Here is a 19,978-nt window from a genome sequence, read left to right on the forward strand (position 1 = left end):
CGACCTTTCTCGGCTCCCAGCACCCCGTGACTGCGCCACGGAGCTTTGCACCCAACGACGAATTTGCCGGACCTTGCGGGCCGGATCTTCGGTTGGACCGTCGCAGGCCCGACACCTGAGCCAGTCTGAGACGGTCCATTCTTCCCTGCCGGCAGGCAGCGCTTCTGGCGCTGCCTGCCTAGTCAACCTGTGCGCCGGAGGCCTGCACCACCGGCGCCCAGCGGGCGACCTCAGCCCGCACGAAATCCGTATACCCAGCTGGCCCCAGCGCCCCGACCGTCCCGCCGATTTCGGCGAAGCGGGCGCGCAACGCGGGTTCCGCCAGCACCGCGGCGGCCGCGGCGGCCAAGCGCTCCGTCGCCCCTGGCGGCAGCCCGGCCGGCCCGGACAGGCCAAACCAGGATGTGCTGACGAGATCGACTCCCTGTTCCCGGAAGGTCGGCACCGCTGGGAATGCGGGGTGCCGCGTATCCGATGAAAGCGCAAGGGCACGCACCATGCCGGCGCGGATATGCGTCGCCGCCGAAGGCAGGCTGTCGGACATCATCGGCACTATGCCGGCGATGGTGTCCGTCATCGCTGGGCCGGCGCCGCGATAGGGGATGTGCTTCACATGCGCGCCCGTCGCCTGACCGAATTGCAGGATCAGGAGGTGGTTGGTCGAGCCGGAGCCGGAGGAGGCAATGTCGATGCCGCGCGACTCTTCCCGCGACAGCCGCACAACTTCTGCGAGTGTCGTGGCCGGGAAGCGCGGGGTGGCGACGAAGACCAACGGATTCTGCACCACCAGGGCAATATGAGTGAAGTCGCGCACCGCGTCGTAGCGAAGGCTGCGATAGAGCGACGGCGCAGCACCATGGCTGGCGATGTTCGACACCAGCAGCGTATGACCGTCGGGGGTGGCCTGGGCGACCATTTGGCTACCCAAGGTTGCCGCGGCGCCGGCACGGTTCTCGATGATCACTGGCTGACCGAGTTCGTCCTGCAGCCCTTGCGCCAGCAGCCGGGCGACCAGATCCGTGGTGCCGCCGGGCGCGAAAGGGACGATCAGACGGATCGGCTGGCGCGGCCAGGGCGCCGCTGGGTTTTGGGCACGCGTAGCGAAGGGCACCGCCAAAGCGGCACCCCCGACGAGCAGCGCTCGGCGTGGCGGAAACCCGGACATTCTCCTCCCCAGACAGGCGCCTTGCGTATCGCATGCTAGGCCGAGAGGGGGCAAGCCGCCCCACCTCGTTGTTGCGCCGCAGTATTCTGCCGAAGTGGGCGCTGGACAGGTCGTTGGCTTGCGTCGATCCTCGGCCACTCGCAAGTGCGTGGAATCAAAGCATGCCGACCACCATTTCGAGCCGCATTAGCAACGACCCGGAGGCGCGCATCCGCGATGCCGTGACGGCGATCGAGCCTGGGCTGGTGGCGATGCGTCGCGACATCCACGCGCACCCGGAACTTGCCTTCGAGGAAGTGCGCACCGCCGGAATCGTCGCGGCGGAACTTGCCCGCCTCGGCATTCCGCACCACACCGGCATCGGCCGCACCGGCGTGGTAGGCATTATCGAGGGCGGCCGGCCCGGGCTCACCCTGGCGATCCGCGCCGACATGGACGCGCTGCCGATCCATGAGGAGACCGGCCAGGAATTCGCCAGCACCACGCCCGGAAAGATGCATGCCTGCGGCCATGACATCCATACCAGCACGCTGCTCGGCGTGGCCGAGGTACTGCGCGACTTGGCGCCGCAGCTCGCCGGGCGCGTCGTGCTGGTGTTTCAGCCGGCCGAGGAGGCGCTGGGCGGCGCCGCCGCCATGGTCGCCGACGGGGTGCTGGACGGAGTCGACATGGCGCTCGGCTTCCACAACCAGCCGGACATGCCAGTCGGCCGCTTCGGCTATGTCCGTGGCTCGACCCTGGCGGCGGCCGATCGCTTCGACCTGATGATCCGCGGGAAAAGTGGCCATGCGGCGCACCCGGAGCTGGCGGTGGACCCCATCGTCGCCGCCGGTGCCTTCATCGGCTCGGCCCAAACGGTGGTGAGCCGAGAGATCGATCCATTGCTGCCGGCGGTGGTCACCATCGGCATGGTGCATGGCGGCACGGCGCCGAACATCATCCCCGAAACCGTAGAGCTTCGCGGCACGGTGCGTACGCTGCATCGTGAATCCCGCGATGCGGCGGAAGCGGCGCTGAAGCGCCTCGTGGCCGGGCTGGACGCGATGCATCGCACCACCTCCACGCTCACCTATCGCCGCGGCGTGCCGCCCCTTATCAACGCCGACAGCGTGCTCGACCCCGCCATCGCCGCCGTGGCGCGCCAGCTGGGCGATGTCATCGCCGCCGGCAAGCCGAGCATGGGTGCGGAGGATTTCGCCGAGTTCGCCGAGCGGGTGCCGGCCTTCCAACTGCGCATCGGCAGCGGCGCGCCCGGCCGGCACGACCACCTGCACAACGACCGCTACCAGCCGGACGAGCGCTGCATCGGGCTCGGCGTGCAGGTGCTGAGCCGTATCGCGCTGGACATGCTGGCGTGACGCCGCCGGATGGCCGGCCCGGCAATTGCCGTCAAGGCCTGAATTCGCCGGCCAGCCCGCGCCGCATCGCCGAGCTCACCGCGTCCGAGGTCGCCGCGCGGCTCGCCGCCGGCGCGGCGGTGATCTTCCCGATGGGCAGCCTGGAGACGCATGGGCCGCAGGCGCCGATGGGCGACTTCCTGCTGGCCGAGGCACTGGCCGACCGCATGGCGGACGCGGCCGCGGCGGGAGGCATCGATGCGCTGGTGCTGCCCGCCATTCCCTTCGGCGGTGTCGATTACTTTTCATGCGTCCCGGGCGGGATCGTGCTCTCGCCGGAAACGCTTCGGGCCGTGGTCGAGGAGACCTGCGACAACCTCGTGCGCACCGGGGTTCGCCGCATCCTGATCCTCAATGGCCATGCCGGCTCGATCGCCCCGGTTGACGCCGCGGCGCGCGGGCTGCGCCACCGGCACGATCTCCTCATTCCCGCCATGCATCTCTGGCGCATCGCCGGCGGTCTGCATGCCGAACTCGGCGGCAGTCCCGCCAGCTTCGGCCATGGCGGCGACCCGGTCTGGTCGGTGGCCCTCGCCTTGCGACCAGACCTCTGCAAGCCGGAGGCGGCGCGCGAGAAACAGGCAGTGCCGCCGATCCTCGGCTTGCCGGTAGCCAATTTCGGCACGCTCCGCGTCGCCGGCGTGGAGATCAACATTCCGATGGAGGTCGAGGAAGTGGCACCCGGCGGCGTCGCCTGCGCCGACAACCGCCCCGGCAACGCCGAACATGGCGCGAGGATCGTCGCCCGCCTAGTCGAGGCCGGCGCCGCGATGCTGGCGCATCTGCCGTGAGGATCTGCGTCTACGGCGCCGGCGCCATCGGCGGCCACCTTACCGCTCGCCTGGCGAAGAGCGGCGTCGAGGTCTCGGTCGTCGCCCGCGGCCCGCATCTCCGCGCCATGCAGGAGAACGGCCTCCACGTTGCCGCCGAGGATGGCACGCTGTATTGCCGGCCGAAGGCCAGCGACGACCCGGCCACGCTCGGGATGCAGGATGCAGTGATCGTCACGACCAAGGTGACCGCTCTGCCGCAGGTTGCCGCCGGCATCGGCCCGCTGCTGGGCCCGGAGACCGCCGTCGCCCTCGTCACCAACGGCATTCCCTGGTGGTATTTCGACCGCACCGCACGCGATGGGCGGCGGTTGCCGCTGCTCGATCCCGGCGAGGCGGTGCGTACCGCGGTCGGCATCCGCCGCACCCTCGGCGGCATTGTCTATTCCGCCGCCACCGTGACCCGGCCCGGTCATGTCGAGGCTCTGGCGCCCGACAACCGGGTGGTGCTCGGCGAAGTCGATGGCGCCATGACGCCGCGGCTGCTGGCGCTGGCCGATGCCATCGCTGCCGGCGGCATGGGTGGCGTCGCCACACCTGATATCCGTGGCGCGGTCTGGGCCAAACTGCTCGGCAACATGATGAACGGGCCGCTCTGCCTGCTGGCGCGGTCCTCGATGCAGGACACGCTGGCCGACCCGGTGATCCGTGCCGCCGCCATCGCCGCGGCGCGGGAGGTGATGGCGATCGCCGCCGCCTATGGCCACCCGATCACCGGACAGACGCCGGAGGACCGCATCGCACGCTCCTCGAAGATCGCCCACCGTCCCTCGATCCTGCAGGACCTGGATGCCGGGCGGGCTATGGAGATCGATGCGATGTTCACCGTGCCGCTGCAGTTGGCGCGGGAGGCCGGGGTGCCGACGCCAATCCTCGATCTCTCGGTCGCGCTGGTGACGCGTGCCGCCGTGGCGGCCGGGTTGCACCGCGCGTCAGCGTGACAGAAAGGAAGAATGGGGGAGGGGAAAGTATCCCCTTCCCAAACCCCACGCTTGCCTTTTGTGAGTCGGGACCGACCGCGCGGCGAGTGCCGAGCCACAGAACGAGAGGAGGGATCCGGGGAGGATACTTCCTCTCTTCCGGCCTTCCTGCCTCCCAGTATAAGGAAATCCCCGCATGAAGGTCTGCATCTTCGGCGCCGGCGCGATCGGCGGCCATCTTGCCGGGCGGCTCGCCAAGGGCGGCGCCGATCTTTCCATCGTCGCGCGCGGCGCCAACTTGGCCGCCATGCAGGCCGACGGCCTCATCGTCCGCGCCCCGGACGGCGACATGCAGGTGCGGCCGCGGCTGGCCGCCGACCCGGCAGAGCTTGGCCCGCAGGATGCTGTGGTGGTCTGCACCAAGGTGCCGGCACTCGGCAGCGTGGCGCGGGCCATCGGGCCGCTACTCGGCGCGGACACGCCGGTGGTCTTCGTCACCAATGGCGTCCCCTGGTGGTACTACGCCAGCCATGGCGGGCCGGACGAAGGCCGGCGGGTGCCCGAGGCAGATCCGGGCGACGTCGTCTGGAACACCATCGGCCCGGCCCGCGCCATCGGCGGGGCGATCTATTCCGCCTGCACCCAGCCGGAGCCCGGCGTGGCGCAGGTGGTCAGCGCCAGCAGCAAGCTGATTCTCGGCGAGCCGGACAACAGCCGCTCCGACCGTGCCGTGGCGCTGGCGGCGCTGTTCAAGGCAGGCGGGCTGCCCTGCAGCGTGTCCGAGAAGATCCGCGTCGAGGTCTGGGCTAAGCTGCTGAACAACCTGCTCAGCGGCCCGCTTTGCGTGCTGAACCGCCGTACCATGCGGGACAGCCTGGCCGACCCCGCGGTGCGTGCCGCGGCAACGCAACTGGTCGAGGAAGGCATCGCCATCGCCCGCGCCATGGGCCAGCCGGTCCCCGGTGGCGCGGCCGAACGGATTGAGCAGGCGAGCGGCATCAACCACAAGCCCTCGATCCTGCAGGACCTGGAAGCCGGCCGGCCGATGGAGGTGGAGGCGCTGTTCCAGGTGCCGCTGCGACTGGCGAACGAGAACGGCGTCCCCGCACCGATGCTGGCGCTGACGGTGGCGCTGATGGCGCAAGCCGCCGAAGGGGCCGGCCTATTGCGGCCGGCGGCCTGACGCGATGGCCCCCGTCCTCGACCACCTGGTCTTCGACGTGCGCGACCGGATGGCCGAAGGTGCGGCGCGCCTGGCCATGCTCGGCTTCCAGTTGACGCCGATGGGGAAGCACAGCCTGGGCTCGGCCAACCACCTTTCGGTCTTCGCCGAGGACTACCTGGAACTGCTCGGCACCGACATTCCCGGCGGGGCGCTGCGGCCCGACATCGCCAGCTATCCGGTCGGGCTGAACGGGCTGGTCTTCAAGACCGAAGATGCCGCGGCGCTGGCTGCCCGGCTGCTTGCCGCCGGCGTCCCCGCCTTGCCAGCGCAGTCCTTCCACCGCCCGGTCGAACTGCCCGACGGCGGCCGCGACGATGCCCGCTTCCGCACCGTCCGGCTCGACCGCGCCGCCGCTTTCGACGGCCGCGTCTACTGGTGCGAGCACCTGACGCCGCAGCATGTCTGGCGACCGGAATGGCAGGCCCAGCCGAATGGCGCCACCTCGGTCGCCCGCGTGCTGCTCGCGGTGCGCGACCCGGAACGCCAGGCGGCGATGTTTCGCCGGAGTTTTGGCGAGGCCGCGGTCACCGCAGGGTCCGATGGCCGCGTTCTGCTGCCCTGCGGCCCGGTCATCATCGAGGTCGCGCCGCATGCGCTGGTGGCAGCCGAACTCGGCACCGCGGCGCCCGATCCGGCGGGACGGGGCGACCACATGGCCTTGGTCGGTTTGCGGGTCAGTAATCTGTCGGCCACCGCGGCGCTGCTGCGGACACGTGGGGTCGCCGCGGCACCTCGGCCTGATGCATTGCGGGTGGCTGCCGAGCCGGCGCTGAATGCGGTCATCGACTTCCTCGGCTGAGCACCCGGGGCAGGGAGGCCGATACGGGTTCAGCCGAAGGTGAAACTTGGTCGGCTCTGCGGTCTGTCCTGCTGGCAGCCACATGGCCGCGCAGCCAACCGGCCAGCTTTCGAGACCCTTTTGATGCGCCGCCTCGTCCAGGCTGCGGCCGATCCGCAGCGCCGGGTCAGGCTGACTGCTGCGCGCCGATCCGATCCGGACGGCGAGTTGGCACCGCTACGTCGGTGGTGCCGATCACGCGACCGATATCGTTGCGGGTCAGGCCAATATCGGCCAGGTCGCGGTCGGTCAGCGAATCCAGTTGTGCCTTGACGCGGGCGCGCTCGACCCAGCCGAAGAGGGCGTTGCCGAGGCGCGCCAAGCCGCGGATTGCGCCATGCAGCAGGCTGGCCTCATAGGCCTTGCCGGCTGCCAGCCGTTGCGCGACGGCGCGGTCCCGCGCCGGCGAGGCGCCGACGGAGGTGAAGTAGGCGGCTTCCGCCTGAGTGAGACGGGCGTCCATGGTATCGGTGTCCTGTAAAATCCTGCCGGGCAGGCCCGGCGCCGTGGGCAGCCTCTCGCCGCCTTCGCAAGTGCAACATAGGTGTGCGGCAGCAGTGGAACGCGTGCCAAAGCGGCAGCAGAGCCATGTTCCCAGAGCATGATGATCTGTGGATGCGTGCAATTTCGGTTCATCCTTCCCGGCCTTCCGTCTGCCGGCGATTCCGGCGAGACTCCCCGGGCCGATCCAGGAGCAGCCCATGACCGCCGCCGACCGCCTTGCCGCGCTGCGCGCCGCCCTCCGGCAGGCCGGGGTCGACGGCTTCCTCGTCCCCCGTGCGGATGAGCATCTGGGCGAGTATGTCCCGCCGTCCGGCGAGCGCCTGTCCTGGTTGTGCGGCTTCACCGGCAGCGCCGGCATGGCCGTGGTGCTGGACGACAACGCTGCGCTGTTCACCGACGGCCGCTACACCACCCAGGCGCAGCAGCAGCTCGACCCCACGCTCTGGGAGTTGCGGCACATCATCGAACAACCGGCCGTGGACTGGCTGAAGCAGCATGCCAGGGGCCGCCGCATCGGCTACGATCCATGGCTGCACCCGGACGCTGCGTTGAAGCGGCTGGAGCCGGCCGGCGTAACCCTGGTGCCGTTGCCGACCAACCCGCTGGATGCGGTCTGGGCCGATCGTCCCGCGCCGCCGATGGCCGCCGCGATCCCCCACCCGCTGCAATACGCCGGCACCACGGCGGCCGAAAAGCGCGCCGCCGCCGCCCAGGCATTGCGCGAGGCCGGCGAGGACGCCGCCATCCTGGCCGACAGCCATTCGCTCGCCTGGCTATTCAATATCCGTGGCGGAGACCTGCCCCATACTCCGTTGGTGCTGGGCTTCGGGCTGCTGCGCGCCGATGCCTCGGCCGAGCTTTTCCTGGACCCCGGCAAGGTCCCAGCGGAGACCCGCGCGCATCTCGGCAACCAGGTCACCGTGCGGCCACGCGAGGCCCTGGCGGCGGCGCTGCAAAGCCTGGCCGGCAAGACCGTGCGGGTGGACCCGGAGGCGACCCCGGCGTGGTTCGCCGAGACCCTGCGCGCCGCCGGCGCCCATATCGCCGCTGGCGACGATCCGGTCCGTCTGCCGCGCGCCTGCAAGAACCAAGTGGAACAAGATGGTGCGCGGGCCGCGCATCGGCGCGACGCGGTGGCGCTGGCCCGCTTCCTCGCCTGGTTCGCCAAAGCCGCGCCGGCGGCGCGGGAGACCGAGATGAGCGCCGCCGACCGCCTGCTTGCCTTCCGGCGCGAGGTGCCGCTGTTCCAGGCCGAAAGCTTCCCCGCCATCAGCGGCGCCGGCGAGCATGGCGCGATTATCCACTACCGCGCGACGGAGGAAAGCGACCGGCTGATCCGCCCGGATGAATGCTACCTGATCGACAGCGGCGGGCAGTTCCTCGACGGTACGACGGATGTGACCCGGACCCTCTGGACCGGCCCCGGCCCGGCCCCGGCCGGACTGCGGGCGCGCTACACGCGGGTGCTGCAGGGGCATATCGCCCTGGCGACGCTGCGCTTCCCGCAGGGCGTCGCCGGGCCGCACCTCGATGCCTTCGCCCGGCGGGCGTTGTGGGAAGTCGGGCTCGATTACGACCACGGCACCGGTCACGGCGTCGGCAGCTTCCTGTCCGTCCACGAGGGGCCGGCGGCCTTCAGCCGAGCCGCCAAGCCGGTGCCTCTGGCGCCGGGGATGATCCTGTCGGACGAGCCGGGCTACTACCTGCCCGGCCAGTACGGCATCCGGATCGAGAACCTGCTGCTGGTCCGCGAGGCGGCGCAGCGGCCCGACCAGGTGAAGCCGTTCCTGGAATTCGAGACGTTGACGCTGGCCCCCTATGAACGGGCGCTGATCGATCCCGCGTTGCTCGCGCCGGCCGAGCGCGGCTGGATCGATGCCTACCAAGCCCGGGTGCTGGCCGAGGTGGCACCGGCCTGCGACCCGGCGACGGCGGCTTGGCTACGGGTGGCCTGCGCGCCGCTCGGCGACCCCGCCTAACTGAAGGCCCAGCGCAGCGTCCGCGCCACACCGAGCGTCCCGGCCCGCAGCAGCGGCCGCGCCGGCGGCGGCGGCATCCCGTGCATGCGCCGCGCCCAGTCCGGCAGGAGGTCCAGCCCGGCCTGCTGGGTCAGTTGCTGCAAGGGGTCCTGCCAGCGCGTATCGGCCCGGCGGGTGAGCAGGATGCGGGAGACCTCCCGCGTCCTGGCATCCACCCGCAGCTTCGGCCGCATGGCGGCGAGCACCGCTCGTGCCTCGGCCCGGCTGCGTGGCACCGGATCGGCGCCGAGCATCGCGCCCACCTCCGCCATCTCGGCGAAGTAGCGGTCGCGGTCGGCGCCGTTCATGCCTGGCTCGGCATAGCGGATCCAGGCTTCGAGGAAGGTCGTCGCCTCCGCCACATGCACCCAGGCCAGCAATTCGGGGTCGTTGGCAGCATAGGGGGTGCCATCCGGCAGGGTGCCGCGGACATGTCCATGGATGCGCCGCACCCGGTCGATCACCGCCTCTGCCTCCGCCCGGCTGCCATAGGTGGTGAGCGCGATGAAGCGGGCGGTGCGGCGCAACCGGCCGGGCAGGTCGTCACGGAAGCGGGAGTGGTCCCAGACGCCTGCCAGCACCGCAGGGTACAGCATCTGCAGCATAAGCCCGGTGATGCCGCCGACCATCATCGAGGCGACATCGCCATGCACCCGCCAGGCGACGGACCGCGGCCCGAACAACCCGTTCGGGCGGCGCGTGACGGGTCGCTCGCCCTTGCTGCCGTCGTTGAACAGGCTGACGACCTGCCCGGCAATCATCCGCTTCAGCGGCCGCGCGACCAGGGCGCCGAGTGTCGGCGCAGCGGTGAGGTCGGGATAGGCCATCAGGCGGGACCGCGACTGTGGCGGGCGATGACGGAAGGCAGTTTGGGAATGCGATGCTGCTGGCTCACGCAAGTTACGTGGCATCGTCTCCGCCAGGGTCAACGGCGGGCCCGCGGGACGTGATCCCGGGACGCCGCGGCGACCCGAGATGCAGGGCTCAGGCGGCGATGTTCAGCAGCTTTGCCGCGGTCCGGCCGAGCACGTCGAGCTTCTGGTCGTCGGTCAGCGACTCGCAGGCGAAGATATGGTCGACCGGCGCCATCTGCCACGGATAGGGGTAGTCGCTGCCCAGGACGATCTGCGAGGCGCCGACCTGGGCCTGCAGGTGGCGGATCGCCTCAGGCGAGAAGATAAGCGAATCGAACCAGATCTGTTTCAAGTACTCGGTCGGCCGCTTCTTCAGTGTGATGTTGGGGTCGCAGCCGGCCGGCCCGACCGTGCAGGAATGGTCCGAGCGGTCGGCATAGGAGGGTAGGAAGCCGCCGCCATGCGCAGCAAGGATCTTCAGGCCTGGGAAGCGGTCGAGCGTGCCGTTGAAGATCAGCTGCGACAGGGCGATCGTGGTGTCGAGCGGGTTGCCGATGGTGTTGCCCAGCCAGCCATTGCCGGCGAACCGCTTGGCGAGTTCCGGCGTGCCTTGCGGATGGATGAAAAGCACGGCGCCCAGTTCCTCGGCCTTCTGCCAGACCGGATGGAAGGCGGGGTCGGAGAATTCCTTGTCGGCGACGCTGCCGCCGATTGCCGCACCCTTCAGCCCCTGCTTCTTCATCGCCACTTCCAGCTCCTGCACCGCGAGCTGCGGGTCCTGCAGGGTGAGCGAGGCGAAGCCGGCGAAGCGGTCCGGGTAGGCGGCGCAGAGCTCCGCCATCTTCTCGTTGTTGACCTTGACGATCTGCGCCGCATTGTCGCGTGGCCGGCGGTACCAGAAGGGATTCACGGAGAGCACCTCCATGTCCACCTTCTGCTTGTCCATCGCGGCGAAGCGCTGCTGCACCTCGATCAGCGCCTCCTCGGCGCCGCGGACCCTGGGGAGCAATATGGCGCGGTTGTTGTCCACCAGCGGCAACGTCTCGGCGAAGACGCAATGCGCGTGGGTGTCGATAACCTTGACCGTCTTGCCGTTCACCGCGACGGCGGTGCGGCGGCCGGACCCTTGGGCGTGCGCGGCGTCGAGCAACCCGCAGCCGCAGAACATCACGCCGCTGGCCGCGGCACCGCGAAGGAAATCCCTGCGTGACGACATTGGTCGCGTCCTCCCCTGATGGACATGTCGGCAGGCTCGCCCGGATACGCGGCCGATGTCATGCGGAAAAGGTGCTGCGCTGCGGTGGGGCTGCACGCGCCTTACCAGAGCCCGGGCCAGCGCCGCGTCCGGTTCGCCTCCTGCGCCGCGGTGAGCCCCGGGCGACCATCCGCCACCCCGCGCGGCCGGGGCAGGGCCAACGGCGGCTGCCGCCAGCAATCAACGCTGCCGATCGAGCGGGTGCAGTAGGCCATCGGCGGCGGCGGCGCTTCCTCCGGCCGGCAATATTCCAGCCCGCGGTCGAGCCGCACCGCCGAGCAGTCCCGCCCGGCGACCGCGGAGATCACCGCATCCGGCAGCGTCCGCCCGATCACCATCACGCTGCCGAGATTCGCCGCCGCCAGGTTGCCGACCACCGGCACTGCGGCCTCGCAGCCAGGGAGCAGCATCAGGGCCAGCAGCGTCGCGGGGCGGAAGGGCATCCGCCCGTCCTAGGCCGGCCGGGCTTAACGCCCCGCCAAGGGACTGCTATGCACCCCGGCCTGCCGCACACCCTTTGCTGCGGCCTCGCCGCAAGGATCACCGCGTGCCCGATATCTTCGACGAGGTCGAGGAGGACCTCCGCGCCGAGCGGACGAAGCGTGTGCTGGCACGCTATGGCGGGCTGCTGATCGGTGCCGCGCTGCTGGTGGTCGCCGGCGTCGCCGGGCTGCAGGGCTGGCGCTGGTACGAAGCGCGGGGTGCCGGCCAAGCGGCCGAGTCCTACCTTGCCGCAGGCCGAGCCGCGACCGAGCCGAATGCCGACCTCAAGGCCATCGCCGGCCGCTACGAGACCGTGGCTGCCGAGGCGCCGGGCGGCTACCGAACCCTGGCCCGGCTGCGCGCCGCGGCCCTGAAGGCCGAGGCAGGTGATACCGCCGGCGCCCTCGGCGATTGGGATGCCATCGCCCGCGACAGCGGGACGGACCCGCTGTACCGCGACCTGGCGACCCTGCTCTGGGGCCTGCATTCGGTCGATGCCGGCGATCCTGCGGCGGTCGAGGCCCGGCTCGCGCCGCTCCTTCAGGGCCCCTGGCGGGCCTCGGCCGAGGAAGTGCGGGCGCTGGCCGCGATGAAGCAAAACGACACCGATACCGCGAAGCGGATCCTCACGGCTCTCTCGACCGATCCCATGGCGCCGCAGGGCGTGCGGGACCGGGCCGGGCGGCTGCTCGCGGGTCTCGGCGGCTGATGCGAGGAGAGTCCATGCGGCGCTTCACCCGAAGGGCCACCCTGCTGGGCGGGGCCGGTCTGCTTGCCGGCTGCGAGTCCATCACCGATACCTTCGACAACTGGTTCGGCGAGCGAAAGATCCCGCTCAAGGGCGACCGCACGCCGGTGCTGACAGCGGACCGGGCGCTCGGGCTCGACCCGGGCAACACCCGGCCGGTGACCCTGCCCCCCGCCACCCTCATGGCGGACTGGCCGCAGGCGGGCGGCACGATCAACCATGCGCCGGGCCATCCGGCGCTCGGCGCCGGGCTGCGGCAGATCTGGAGCAGCTCGATCGGCACCGGTGCGGGCTATCGCCGCCGCCTGGTCTCGCCGCCGGTGGTCGCCAACGGGATGGTCTTCGCTGCCGACGCCTATGGCGAGGTCACGGCGCTGGATGCCGCGACCGGGCGGCAGCGCTGGACCTTCGATACCCGACCGAAGCAGGAACGTGATGGCGCGCTCGGTGCCGGTTTGGCCCTCGAAGGTGGTGTCCTCTACGTCGTCACCGGATTGTCCGAGGCCATTGCCCTGGACGCCACGACCGGGCAGCCCGGCTGGCGGGTGGCCTTGCCGGCCCCGGCGCGTGGCGCGCCGACGGTGGCCGGCGGGCGGATCTTCGTGCTGACCACGGAAAACCAGTTGATTGCCTTGGCGGCTACCGATGGCGCGCGCCAATGGACCTACAAGGCCCAGCCGACCACCACTATGGTGCTCGGCCTGCCTGCCCCGGCGGTCGAGGGCGAGACGGTGGTGGCCGGCTTCGCCTCCGGCGAGTTGACGGCAGTCCGGGCCCAGGACGGGCGGGTGATCTGGAGCGAGGCGCTCTCCTCGGCCCGTGGCGGCGGCCTGGCCGACATAGCCGCGATCACCGCCATGCCGGTGATCGACCGCAACCGGGTCTTCGCTGCCGGACTGGGCGGCTTGGCGATTGCCATCGATCTGCGGTCCGGGCGTAGGCTGTGGGAACGGGACGTCGCGGTGGGCGAGACGCCCTGGGCGGCCGGTGACTGGGTCTTCCTGGTGACCACCGGTGGCGACCTGGCTTGCCTCGGCCGGGACGATGGCCGGGTTCGCTGGATCACCCCGCTCGGTCGCTACCAGAATCCGGAGAAGCGGCGCGACCCGATCAACTGGGGCCCGCCGACCCTGGCGGGTGGGCGGCTGCTGATCGCCAACAGCATCGCTCGCATGGTCGAGGTGGACCCGGCGACCGGCGAGAAGATCGGGGAGAGCAAGCTGCCGACCAGCGTCACCCTGGCGCCGGCGGTGGCCGATGGGGTGCTCTATCTGCTGACCGATGGCGGCGACGTGGTGGCGATGCGGGGCAGCACGCCGGCGACCTGAGCCGGACCGGGCGGCCGAGGCTGTCGGGACCTGTGGGGGCTCCCCATACGGGATGCGACCCGTGGATCCTGCCCGTTCGGTGTCTCTGACGCGGCGCGGACGTTGGCCGCGCCGTATCTGCGCCGTGGCCCGAGGAGGCGGGCAGCGAAGCGACCCATGGCGTGAGAACTTCATCGGCCTGCGCTGCATGGCGAGGGCCGCTGCGCCCTGGCGTCGTCCGCCCGATGACCTGTCGCGCCGGGAGTTTGCCTGCCGGCAGACCCACAGCCTGCTGGCGGCAGTTTGCTTCGGCGCCCTGGCGCACGACCTGCGCGTGTTGCTGCGGCTCGCGCGGGGCCGCGACGCCGGGCCGGCCGGGGGCGTGATCGACGGCCGCACGCTGCAGCCCATGGCCGGAAGCGGCCATCGCGCCGATCGGGACGGCGCCAGGGGGCGGAACGGCTCAAGCGGACAGACGGTGCTGGATGCGCTCGGCCACCTGCCGGCGCCGCCGAAACCATGCAGGACATCGTCGCCAAGGCCATCGAACTGGCCTTCGTCGACCAGGACTATCCTGCGCGAGCCGCCGCAGAAGCAGCGTCCGAGCACACCATCGGCATGGACATCATCGAGCCGCCCGCAGCCCGAGCTATCCTTCGGCCGGACCAAGCGCTGCCGTCGCGCGCCCACGGTCATGGGCATCGCTCGGGACCGTCCGCGGCAGCCAATGCGTCGCCTTCGTCTGCCTATGCTCGAGCAAGGCCGCTGCGGCCCTTGGTCCCTGACAGATTCCAGCGATCCCATCGCTGCAGGACTCGGGCGGCGAAGGTGACAGACACACCAAGCGCGAATGGCCTGGATCGGCATTTTGCCGAGAAGAGCATGGCTTTTTCCGGCCGAACCAAAATCCTTCCGTTCCCAAGCGTTGCGAGGGCGATTAAGCTCTTGTCATGGATGAGATCGACCGGAACCTGACCGTCGCGCTGCAACTCGACGGCAGCGCGGGGTTGGCGGAACTGGCCAAGGTCGCCGGGCTGTCCGTGTCTGCAACCGCGGAGCGGGTGAAGCGGCTGGAGGAGCGCGGCGTCATCCGCGGCTGGCGCGCCGATCTCGACCCAAACCAGGCCGGCTGCCCGCTGTTGGCGCATGTGCTGGCTGTGGTCGTACCTGGGCGCGACGATACCGCCTTCCGCAAGGCGGTGCGGCGGGAGGAAGCGGTGCTGGAATGTCACGCCGTCACTGGCGCGTGGACCTACCTGCTGAAGTTGCGCCTGCCGGATATGGCGGCGCTCGACAGCTTTCTAAACGAGGAACTGCGCACCCTGCCGGGGGTGCAGCGGGTGGAGACGCTGCTGGCGATCGCCACAGTCAAGGAGACCTCGATCCTGCCGGTGTCGCCGGCCGATCCGGAGGAGTGAAGGACGGCTCGGGCAACAGGAATGTCGTCCGAGGCATATGCGGCGTCGGACGAGGTGGCGAAAAGCGGGTGCCGGAATTGGCCGGGAGGCTTGTCAGCACGCTTAATGCACCGTATCGGCCGGTTTCCGGCTGCCGCGGCAAGTTTCGGGCAGAGGCCGGGCGCCATGCCGTCACCGCGCAAAGCTTCCGCCAGCAACTCTGTTTGTCGGCCACCATAGCGAGGATCCACTGCCAGTCGACCTCGGGCAGCGCGGGGTGGTGCGTGGCATGGCCGCCGACCCCCGTCCAATGACACTCTGCGCGACAGGCTAAGTGGTGTGTTCTCAGTTTGGGCGGCTCTGGGATTTGGTGCACAAGCGCATCACCCACGACCGATGCCGCGCGACCTTCGCCATCGTCACACGGGCGATCCTGATATTGCGACGCGTTCGGGTGAATGGGGTATGTCGGTCCTAACCCCACCCTTACCCGAACCCACCCGCGCGGATGAAAGCTTCCTGCTCCAACGTCTCGATCGCTCCAGGACGGGCGGCACGGACCGCGGCGATCGCCGCCTGCGGTTCCAGCCCGTAGCCCACCAGCAGGCAGGCGGCGAAGGTCCCGCTGCGGCCGAGGCCGGCGGCGCAATGCACCACCACGCGGCCACCGCCGGCCCAGACGGCGGCCAAGTGTGGCGCGATGCCGGTCCAGGCGGTCCGCGCGGCAGTGCCGGGCACCTGCATGTCGGGGATCGGCATCACGTGCCAGGCGAGGTCTGCTGCGGCGACCGCCACGGCCATCCCGGGCGGCTGCTCCGACAATATCTGCAAGGTCAACAGATCGGTGGCGCCCCAGGCGCGGATGGCGGCGAGGTCGGTCGCCAAACCGCTGCCATGACGGCCGGGAGCATGGGTGATGCCGAGGATACCGCCGCCCGGAAGCGGCAGAGGGTCGATCTTCACAGAAGGCGTCTAGGCAGCTTGAGGAGAGACCAAACCGAGCAGCAGGCTGCCGAGGTCGCCCTCGTCCACCGCTGCGGCGGCATCTTCCAGCGTGAACCAGCGGCGCTCGCGTTCGCCCATCTCGGGCCAGCGGTCGAGCAGCGTCTCGACCTCAAGCCGGTAGATCACGACCTCGCAGGGAACGCTGACGCCATTGTCGAGCCGTTTGGCATAGGCATAGGTGCCGATCGGCGCCTTGCCGATGCGGCCGCGAATGCCTGCTTCCTCATAGGCCTCTTGTGCCGCCTGGGCTGCCGCGCTGATGCGCTTCTCGATCCAGCCTTTGGGCAAGACCCAGCGGCGGGTTTCCCGGCTGGTGACGAGCATGACGAGGGTCTCGCCGTCCTGCTGGGAAAGCGGGAGGGCGGCACACTGGCGGCAACGAGTCGAGGCGCTGCGTCTGGAAATCTTGCTCGGCATTGTTCAACACCACCATAACAGGGTGCGGAGCCGGGTCATACGGATGACTTCACCTATCGTTGCCATCCGGTTGGTCCGCAATGGCGACTTGGTGCCCAAGCCATGATCGGTGGCGTCATGTTGCGCCGTTCTAATCCGTGTACCCCTTGCCATCCCATGGTTTGGCCTTCGCTAGGGCCGTTTCGTCCCTCTTGTGGCCTTTTTCCTGGTTTTCTCAACTTAAGGGGATTGGCCTAACCAATGACCCTGCCATCCCGCCGTACGATGGCGATCACCGAAGGTCGCGGCGGCGCGCCCTCCCTGAAGTCGGGCCATCGGGTCGAGGGACGGTCGAAGCTGCTGCCCGGATCCTCCCCAGGATGCTGGACCGCCAAGAATATCGTACGTTCGTCGGGCGTGAAACGCGGGCCACATACCTCGGCCCCGGTGGGTGCTTGGTAGAACAGCCGGGTGAGGGCGCGGCCGGGTCCGGCGGTGTCGGCGGCATAGAGCCCGTCAGCGACGCCAGCGGTGAACGGAGAGCCATCGGTGGCTATCCAGATCCGCCCGCGGCTGTCGAATGCGCAGTTGTCAGGACACGAGAGCCAGCCTTGATCGCTAGTGGCGCGATGGTATTGGGCCCCGGCATCGATGCCGGGCTTGCCGGCGGCCAGGAAGACACTCCAGCGCGCCTCCTCGGCGGCGTGCTCGACCTTCGCGGTGCCGGCGCCGGGCGGGATGATCTCGACCACATGGCCATGGTGGTTTTCGGCGCGCGGATTGGCTGCGTCCACCTGTGCGGCCTTGCGGCGGCTGTTGTTGGTCAGCATGACATAAACCCGGCCATTGACCGGGTGGATTTCCACGTCTTCAGGCCGGTCCATCGGCGTGGCACCCAGCAGGTCGGCGGCGCGGCGCGCCTCGATCACCACGTCGCCCTGGGTGGCGAAGCCGTTGGCCGGTGTCAGCGGGCCCTGGCCCTGGACCAGCGGCAGCCAGCGCAGCGTGCCGTCGTGGTGGAACTTCGCCACATACAGCGTGCCGTCATCTAGCAGGTCGCGATTGGCGGCGCGGTCGGTCGGGTTCCAGCGCCGGCTAGTGACGAATTTGTAGACATAGTCGAATCGCTCGTCGTCGCCGGAATAGAAGACCACCCGGCCGTCGGGGTTGACCGCATGGGTGCAGCCCTCATGCTTGAAGCGGCCCAATGCGGTGCGCTTCACCGGCACGCTGTTCGGGTCGTAGGGGTCGAATTCGACCACCCAGCCGAAGCGGTTCGGCTCGTTCGGCGTGGCGTCCAGGTCGAAGCGGGCATCGAAGCGGCGCCACCCATAGACCGGGTCCTTCAGGATGCCATAGCGCTTGTAGGCGGCAGCCTGGGCGCCGGTCGTGGCGGCGTCGCCGCCAAAGGGGAGGTTGAAGTTCTCCTCACATGTCAGGACCGTACCCCAAGGCGTGTTGCCGCCCGCACAGTTGTTCATGGTGCCGCGCACCCGGGTGCCGGTCGGGTCCTCGGCGGTCTGCAACCGGGCATGGCCCGCCGCAGGGCCGCTGATCCGCATCGGCGTCTCCAGCGTGATGCGGCGGTTCCAGCGGCTGTCCCGGGCATAGGACCAGCGGCCGGCCTCGCGCCGCAGCTCGACCACCGAAAGCCCATGCGCGGCGCGTTCCACCGCGCCCTGCTCGGCGCTGGTGCGGCTGCCGGCCTGACGGCCGGCGCCGAGGTCGGGAAACATCAGGCTGGTGCTGGTGTATTCGTGGTTCACCACGAGCAGCCCGCGGTCGCTGGCTTGGCTGCCATGCGGTAGGGGGAAGAAGTCCAGGTAGTCGTTATTGTAACCGAACTGACGTGCCTGGGCCTCGGCGGTCTGCTGCAGCGGATCGTGCTCCGGCGCATCGGGCAGGATCGGGTCGCCCCAGCGAATCACCACTTGGATCTCGTGCCCCTCGGCCACCGCGTCGCGCTGCGCCATCTGGTGGCGCAACTCGGTGAAGCCGAGCGAGGAGGGCCCACCGTTCGGGGTGTTGCCGCTGTCCTGCGCCATGGCCGGCAAGCCGGGCAGCAGCGCCGCCGCTCCGAGCAGGTCGCGGCGCGACAGCCGCGCCGCGATCAGCTCGCCGATCGGCCGGTGGGGGGCGGGGTTGCTGCCGATATCCTCGATCTCGATCGGGTCTTCGGCGCCATCGGTCTGGGTCATGCTGGTACGCGCGCCTTCACTGAGCGTCTGGGGCACGACTGAGCCATCGGCGGGGCCGTGTTGTCCAGCGACACTGGGATGACATCGGCCCGCCGTCGCATTCTGCGACGCGGCTTGCGCGGTACGCCGCGTGCGATGGCGGACCGGACATCCCGGGAGGCCCCGCCATATCTAACGTCCCCTTCCATCTCGCCAAGGCCCGCCAGCGCGGCTCCAGCCCGGCGCGTCGCCGTGCTGATTCGCCGCTACAACGAAGCGATGGCGATCCCCCGGGTGGTCGAGGCCCTCTGCTGCGCCCTGCCGAACGCCGCCATGCATATCCACGACAACTCGACCGACAAAACGGCGCCGGCGGCCCGCGCCGCCGGCGCCACGGTCCGCACCGAGCGGCAGCATGGCTTGGGCCGTGTCGTCCGTCGGAGGTTTGCCGGCATCGAGGCCGATCTATAGTCCTGGTCGATGGCGACGACACCCACGCCGCCGCGGCCCCGGCCATGGTGGCGCTGCTGCTGGACGACCAGCTCGACATGGTCACCGGCGCCCGGGTAACCGGGATCTAGGCCGCCTGGCGGCCCGGCCATGGCAATCGGCTGCTGACCGGCATGGTCGTCTATGTCTTCGGCGACCGGATCACCGACATGCTGTCGGGCTACCGGGTCCTCTCCCGCCATTCCGTCAAGTCCTTCCCGGCACTCTCGGCCAGTTCCGAGACCGATTTCACTATCCATGCGCTGGAACTCAACCTGTCGGTCAGCGAGGTGCGGACCGCCTACAGGAACTGCCCCGCGGGCAGCGCCTCGAAGCTGTCGACCTTTGCCAACGGCTTCCGCCTCCTGCGGACCAGCCTGCTCTGGTGAAGGAGGAGAGACCGCTGCAATTCTTCTCGAGGGGTGCACTTGGCCTGCTGCTGTTCGGGCTCGGCCTGGCGCACCGGTGGTGCAGGAATTCCTCGAAACCGGCCGCGTCTTCCTGCCGCCGACGGCGGTACTGGCCACTGCGCTCGTTTTGCTGGCGTTCCTGCCGCAGGTCTGCGGCCTGGCGCTGGACAACGTCCCCTCGGCCAGAAGGAAGCGAAGCGGCTGGCCTTGCCTCGCCTACAAGGCGCCGGCCTGCCGACCATGAGTTGCTGGCATGGCCGATGAGAAGGACCAATCGCGGCGACAGACTACCGCATTGATCGAGCGCGGCATCGCACTGCGGCTGGTGCTCGGCCTGCTGCTCGGTGTGTTCGCCATCCTGAAGCCCTGGCTGATCGGCTATGGCGTGCATCTGCCGATGGCGCTGATCGTACTCGGCGTCTTCGGGAGGGTCCTCAGCTTCGGCTTTCTCGGCCTGTTCATCGGCCCGGCGCTGATCGCGGTGGCAATGACCCTGCTGCAGGCCTGGCGGGCCGTGGCAGTGGCGCCGGACGCGGCGGCGCCTCCGGCCTGAGCCGCGG

The 19,978-nt window shown here is 69.9% G+C and carries 21 protein-coding genes; 13 read left to right on the forward strand and 8 right to left on the reverse strand.

The annotated features are described in order from the left end of the window. Positions 1-178 precede the first annotated feature (178 nt). Positions 179-1,219, reverse strand: coding sequence for a Bug family tripartite tricarboxylate transporter substrate binding protein (locus tag ACFQS7_RS08250; protein ID WP_380066563.1), 1,041 nt, complete (start codon positions 1,217-1,219; stop codon positions 179-181). A 107-nt stretch (positions 1,220-1,326) separates the two neighbouring features. On the opposite strand from ACFQS7_RS08250, the gene ACFQS7_RS08255 reads away from it, so the two are divergent. The 5 genes from ACFQS7_RS08255 (at position 1,327) to ACFQS7_RS08275 (ending at position 6,336) form a co-directional block, all read left to right on the forward strand. Then, complete coding sequence (locus ACFQS7_RS08255) at positions 1,327-2,523, forward strand: M20 family metallopeptidase (RefSeq protein ID WP_380066564.1); 1,197 nt, start codon at positions 1,327-1,329, stop codon at positions 2,521-2,523. After that, entirely contained in the window at positions 2,520-3,353 is an 834-nt protein-coding gene (locus ACFQS7_RS08260; RefSeq protein ID WP_380066565.1) for a creatininase family protein, read from the forward strand. The genes ACFQS7_RS08255 and ACFQS7_RS08260 overlap by 4 nt, the downstream gene beginning before the upstream one ends. Beyond that, positions 3,350-4,333, forward strand: coding sequence for a ketopantoate reductase family protein (locus tag ACFQS7_RS08265; RefSeq protein WP_380066566.1), 984 nt, complete (start codon positions 3,350-3,352; stop codon positions 4,331-4,333). The genes ACFQS7_RS08260 and ACFQS7_RS08265 overlap by 4 nt, the downstream gene beginning before the upstream one ends. A gap of 175 nt (positions 4,334-4,508) precedes the next feature. After that, positions 4,509-5,495 (forward strand): ketopantoate reductase family protein, encoded by a 987-nt coding sequence (locus ACFQS7_RS08270; protein ID WP_380066567.1) that lies wholly within the window; start codon positions 4,509-4,511, stop codon positions 5,493-5,495. Between the two features lie 4 nt (positions 5,496-5,499). Continuing rightward, a complete protein-coding gene (locus ACFQS7_RS08275; protein WP_380066568.1) occupies positions 5,500-6,336 on the forward strand; it encodes a VOC family protein in 837 nt (278 codons plus the stop codon). A 166-nt stretch (positions 6,337-6,502) separates the two neighbouring features. On the opposite strand, the gene ACFQS7_RS08280 is transcribed toward ACFQS7_RS08275, so the two are convergent. Beyond that, the gene (locus tag ACFQS7_RS08280) at positions 6,503-6,838 is read right to left on the reverse strand and encodes a DUF1127 domain-containing protein (protein WP_380066569.1); all 336 of its coding nucleotides are present in this window, start codon (positions 6,836-6,838) and stop codon (positions 6,503-6,505) included. A 238-nt stretch (positions 6,839-7,076) separates the two neighbouring features. Here ACFQS7_RS08280 and ACFQS7_RS08285 point away from each other — a divergent pair, with 238 nt between their 5' ends. Next, complete coding sequence (locus ACFQS7_RS08285) at positions 7,077-8,858, forward strand: aminopeptidase P family protein (RefSeq protein WP_380066570.1); 1,782 nt, start codon at positions 7,077-7,079, stop codon at positions 8,856-8,858. On the opposite strand, the gene ACFQS7_RS08290 is transcribed toward ACFQS7_RS08285, so the two are convergent. From ACFQS7_RS08290 to ACFQS7_RS08300, 3 genes are all read right to left on the reverse strand, one after another. Then, a complete protein-coding gene (locus tag ACFQS7_RS08290; protein WP_380066571.1) occupies positions 8,855-9,724 on the reverse strand; it encodes an oxygenase MpaB family protein in 870 nt (289 codons plus the stop codon). The two genes, ACFQS7_RS08285 and ACFQS7_RS08290, sit on opposite strands and share 4 nt — an antisense overlap. Positions 9,725-9,881: 157 nt before the next feature. Next, complete coding sequence (locus tag ACFQS7_RS08295) at positions 9,882-10,967, reverse strand: amidohydrolase family protein (RefSeq protein WP_380066572.1); 1,086 nt, start codon at positions 10,965-10,967, stop codon at positions 9,882-9,884. 101 nt (positions 10,968-11,068) lie between these two features. Continuing rightward, positions 11,069-11,449: a hypothetical protein gene (locus tag ACFQS7_RS08300; protein WP_380066573.1), complete on the reverse strand. Its 381-nt coding sequence runs from the start codon at positions 11,447-11,449 to the stop codon at positions 11,069-11,071. A 104-nt stretch (positions 11,450-11,553) separates the two neighbouring features. On the opposite strand from ACFQS7_RS08300, the gene ACFQS7_RS08305 reads away from it, so the two are divergent. The 3 genes from ACFQS7_RS08305 to ACFQS7_RS08315 all read left to right on the forward strand — a co-directional run bounded on the left by ACFQS7_RS08305 (position 11,554) and on the right by ACFQS7_RS08315 (position 14,962). Next, entirely contained in the window at positions 11,554-12,198 is a 645-nt protein-coding gene (locus ACFQS7_RS08305; protein ID WP_380066574.1) for a tetratricopeptide repeat protein, read from the forward strand. A gap of 14 nt (positions 12,199-12,212) precedes the next feature. Then, positions 12,213-13,565: a PQQ-binding-like beta-propeller repeat protein gene (locus ACFQS7_RS08310; protein ID WP_380066575.1), complete on the forward strand. Its 1,353-nt coding sequence runs from the start codon at positions 12,213-12,215 to the stop codon at positions 13,563-13,565. 929 nt (positions 13,566-14,494) lie between these two features. Continuing rightward, positions 14,495-14,962 (forward strand): Lrp/AsnC family transcriptional regulator, encoded by a 468-nt coding sequence (locus tag ACFQS7_RS08315; protein ID WP_380066576.1) that lies wholly within the window; start codon positions 14,495-14,497, stop codon positions 14,960-14,962. Positions 14,963-15,427: 465 nt separating this feature from the next. Here ACFQS7_RS08315 and ACFQS7_RS08320 read toward each other — a convergent pair whose 3' ends face one another. The 3 genes from ACFQS7_RS08320 to ACFQS7_RS08330 form a co-directional block, all read right to left on the reverse strand. Continuing rightward, positions 15,428-15,904, reverse strand: coding sequence for a protein-tyrosine phosphatase family protein (locus tag ACFQS7_RS08320; protein ID WP_380066577.1), 477 nt, complete (start codon positions 15,902-15,904; stop codon positions 15,428-15,430). Between the two features lie 9 nt (positions 15,905-15,913). Next, positions 15,914-16,363 (reverse strand): NUDIX hydrolase, encoded by a 450-nt coding sequence (locus tag ACFQS7_RS08325; protein WP_380066578.1) that lies wholly within the window; start codon positions 16,361-16,363, stop codon positions 15,914-15,916. A 233-nt stretch (positions 16,364-16,596) separates the two neighbouring features. After that, positions 16,597-18,540 (reverse strand): PhoX family protein, encoded by a 1,944-nt coding sequence (locus ACFQS7_RS08330; RefSeq protein WP_380066579.1) that lies wholly within the window; start codon positions 18,538-18,540, stop codon positions 16,597-16,599. Positions 18,541-18,771: 231 nt separating this feature from the next. Here ACFQS7_RS08330 and ACFQS7_RS08335 point away from each other — a divergent pair, with 231 nt between their 5' ends. The 4 genes from ACFQS7_RS08335 to ACFQS7_RS08350 all read left to right on the forward strand — a co-directional run bounded on the left by ACFQS7_RS08335 (position 18,772) and on the right by ACFQS7_RS08350 (position 19,971). After that, on the forward strand, positions 18,772-18,990 hold the full coding sequence (locus ACFQS7_RS08335; RefSeq protein ID WP_380066580.1) for a hypothetical protein: 219 nt from the start codon (positions 18,772-18,774) through the stop codon (positions 18,988-18,990). A gap of 152 nt (positions 18,991-19,142) precedes the next feature. Beyond that, the gene (locus ACFQS7_RS08340; RefSeq protein WP_380066581.1) at positions 19,143-19,397 is read left to right on the forward strand and encodes a hypothetical protein; all 255 of its coding nucleotides are present in this window, start codon (positions 19,143-19,145) and stop codon (positions 19,395-19,397) included. A 76-nt stretch (positions 19,398-19,473) separates the two neighbouring features. Continuing rightward, entirely contained in the window at positions 19,474-19,662 is a 189-nt protein-coding gene (locus ACFQS7_RS08345) for a hypothetical protein (RefSeq protein WP_380066582.1), read from the forward strand. Between the two features lie 9 nt (positions 19,663-19,671). Next, the gene (locus ACFQS7_RS08350) at positions 19,672-19,971 is read left to right on the forward strand and encodes a hypothetical protein (protein WP_380066583.1); all 300 of its coding nucleotides are present in this window, start codon (positions 19,672-19,674) and stop codon (positions 19,969-19,971) included. Positions 19,972-19,978 lie beyond the last annotated feature (7 nt).

The organism is Dankookia sp. GCM10030260, from assembly GCF_042666655.1.
Taxonomy (GTDB): Bacteria; Pseudomonadota; Alphaproteobacteria; order Acetobacterales; family Acetobacteraceae; genus Paracraurococcus.

What these genes read in the sequence shown, in the direction of transcription:
- ACFQS7_RS08330 (WP_380066579.1), bottom strand. Translation starts at nt 18,540, where the DNA reads ATGACCCAGACCGATGGCGCCGAAGACCCGATCGAGATCGAGGATATC.
- ACFQS7_RS08255 (WP_380066564.1), top strand. Translation starts at nt 1,327, where the DNA reads ATGCCGACCACCATTTCGAGCCGCATTAGCAACGACCCGGAGGCGCGC.
- ACFQS7_RS08325 (WP_380066578.1), bottom strand. Translation starts at nt 16,363, where the DNA reads ATGCCGAGCAAGATTTCCAGACGCAGCGCCTCGACTCGTTGCCGCCAG.
- ACFQS7_RS08350 (WP_380066583.1), top strand. Translation starts at nt 19,672, where the DNA reads ATGGCCGATGAGAAGGACCAATCGCGGCGACAGACTACCGCATTGATC.
- ACFQS7_RS08290 (WP_380066571.1), bottom strand. Translation starts at nt 9,724, where the DNA reads ATGGCCTATCCCGACCTCACCGCTGCGCCGACACTCGGCGCCCTGGTC.
- ACFQS7_RS08285 (WP_380066570.1), top strand. Translation starts at nt 7,077, where the DNA reads ATGACCGCCGCCGACCGCCTTGCCGCGCTGCGCGCCGCCCTCCGGCAG.
- ACFQS7_RS08340 (WP_380066581.1), top strand. Translation starts at nt 19,143, where the DNA reads ATGGTCGTCTATGTCTTCGGCGACCGGATCACCGACATGCTGTCGGGC.
- ACFQS7_RS08315 (WP_380066576.1), top strand. Translation starts at nt 14,495, where the DNA reads ATGGATGAGATCGACCGGAACCTGACCGTCGCGCTGCAACTCGACGGC.
- ACFQS7_RS08275 (WP_380066568.1), top strand. Translation starts at nt 5,500, where the DNA reads ATGGCCCCCGTCCTCGACCACCTGGTCTTCGACGTGCGCGACCGGATG.
- ACFQS7_RS08280 (WP_380066569.1), bottom strand. Translation starts at nt 6,838, where the DNA reads ATGGACGCCCGTCTCACTCAGGCGGAAGCCGCCTACTTCACCTCCGTC.
- ACFQS7_RS08295 (WP_380066572.1), bottom strand. Translation starts at nt 10,967, where the DNA reads ATGTCGTCACGCAGGGATTTCCTTCGCGGTGCCGCGGCCAGCGGCGTG.
- ACFQS7_RS08270 (WP_380066567.1), top strand. Translation starts at nt 4,509, where the DNA reads ATGAAGGTCTGCATCTTCGGCGCCGGCGCGATCGGCGGCCATCTTGCC.
- ACFQS7_RS08310 (WP_380066575.1), top strand. Translation starts at nt 12,213, where the DNA reads ATGCGGCGCTTCACCCGAAGGGCCACCCTGCTGGGCGGGGCCGGTCTG.
- ACFQS7_RS08300 (WP_380066573.1), bottom strand. Translation starts at nt 11,449, where the DNA reads ATGCCCTTCCGCCCCGCGACGCTGCTGGCCCTGATGCTGCTCCCTGGC.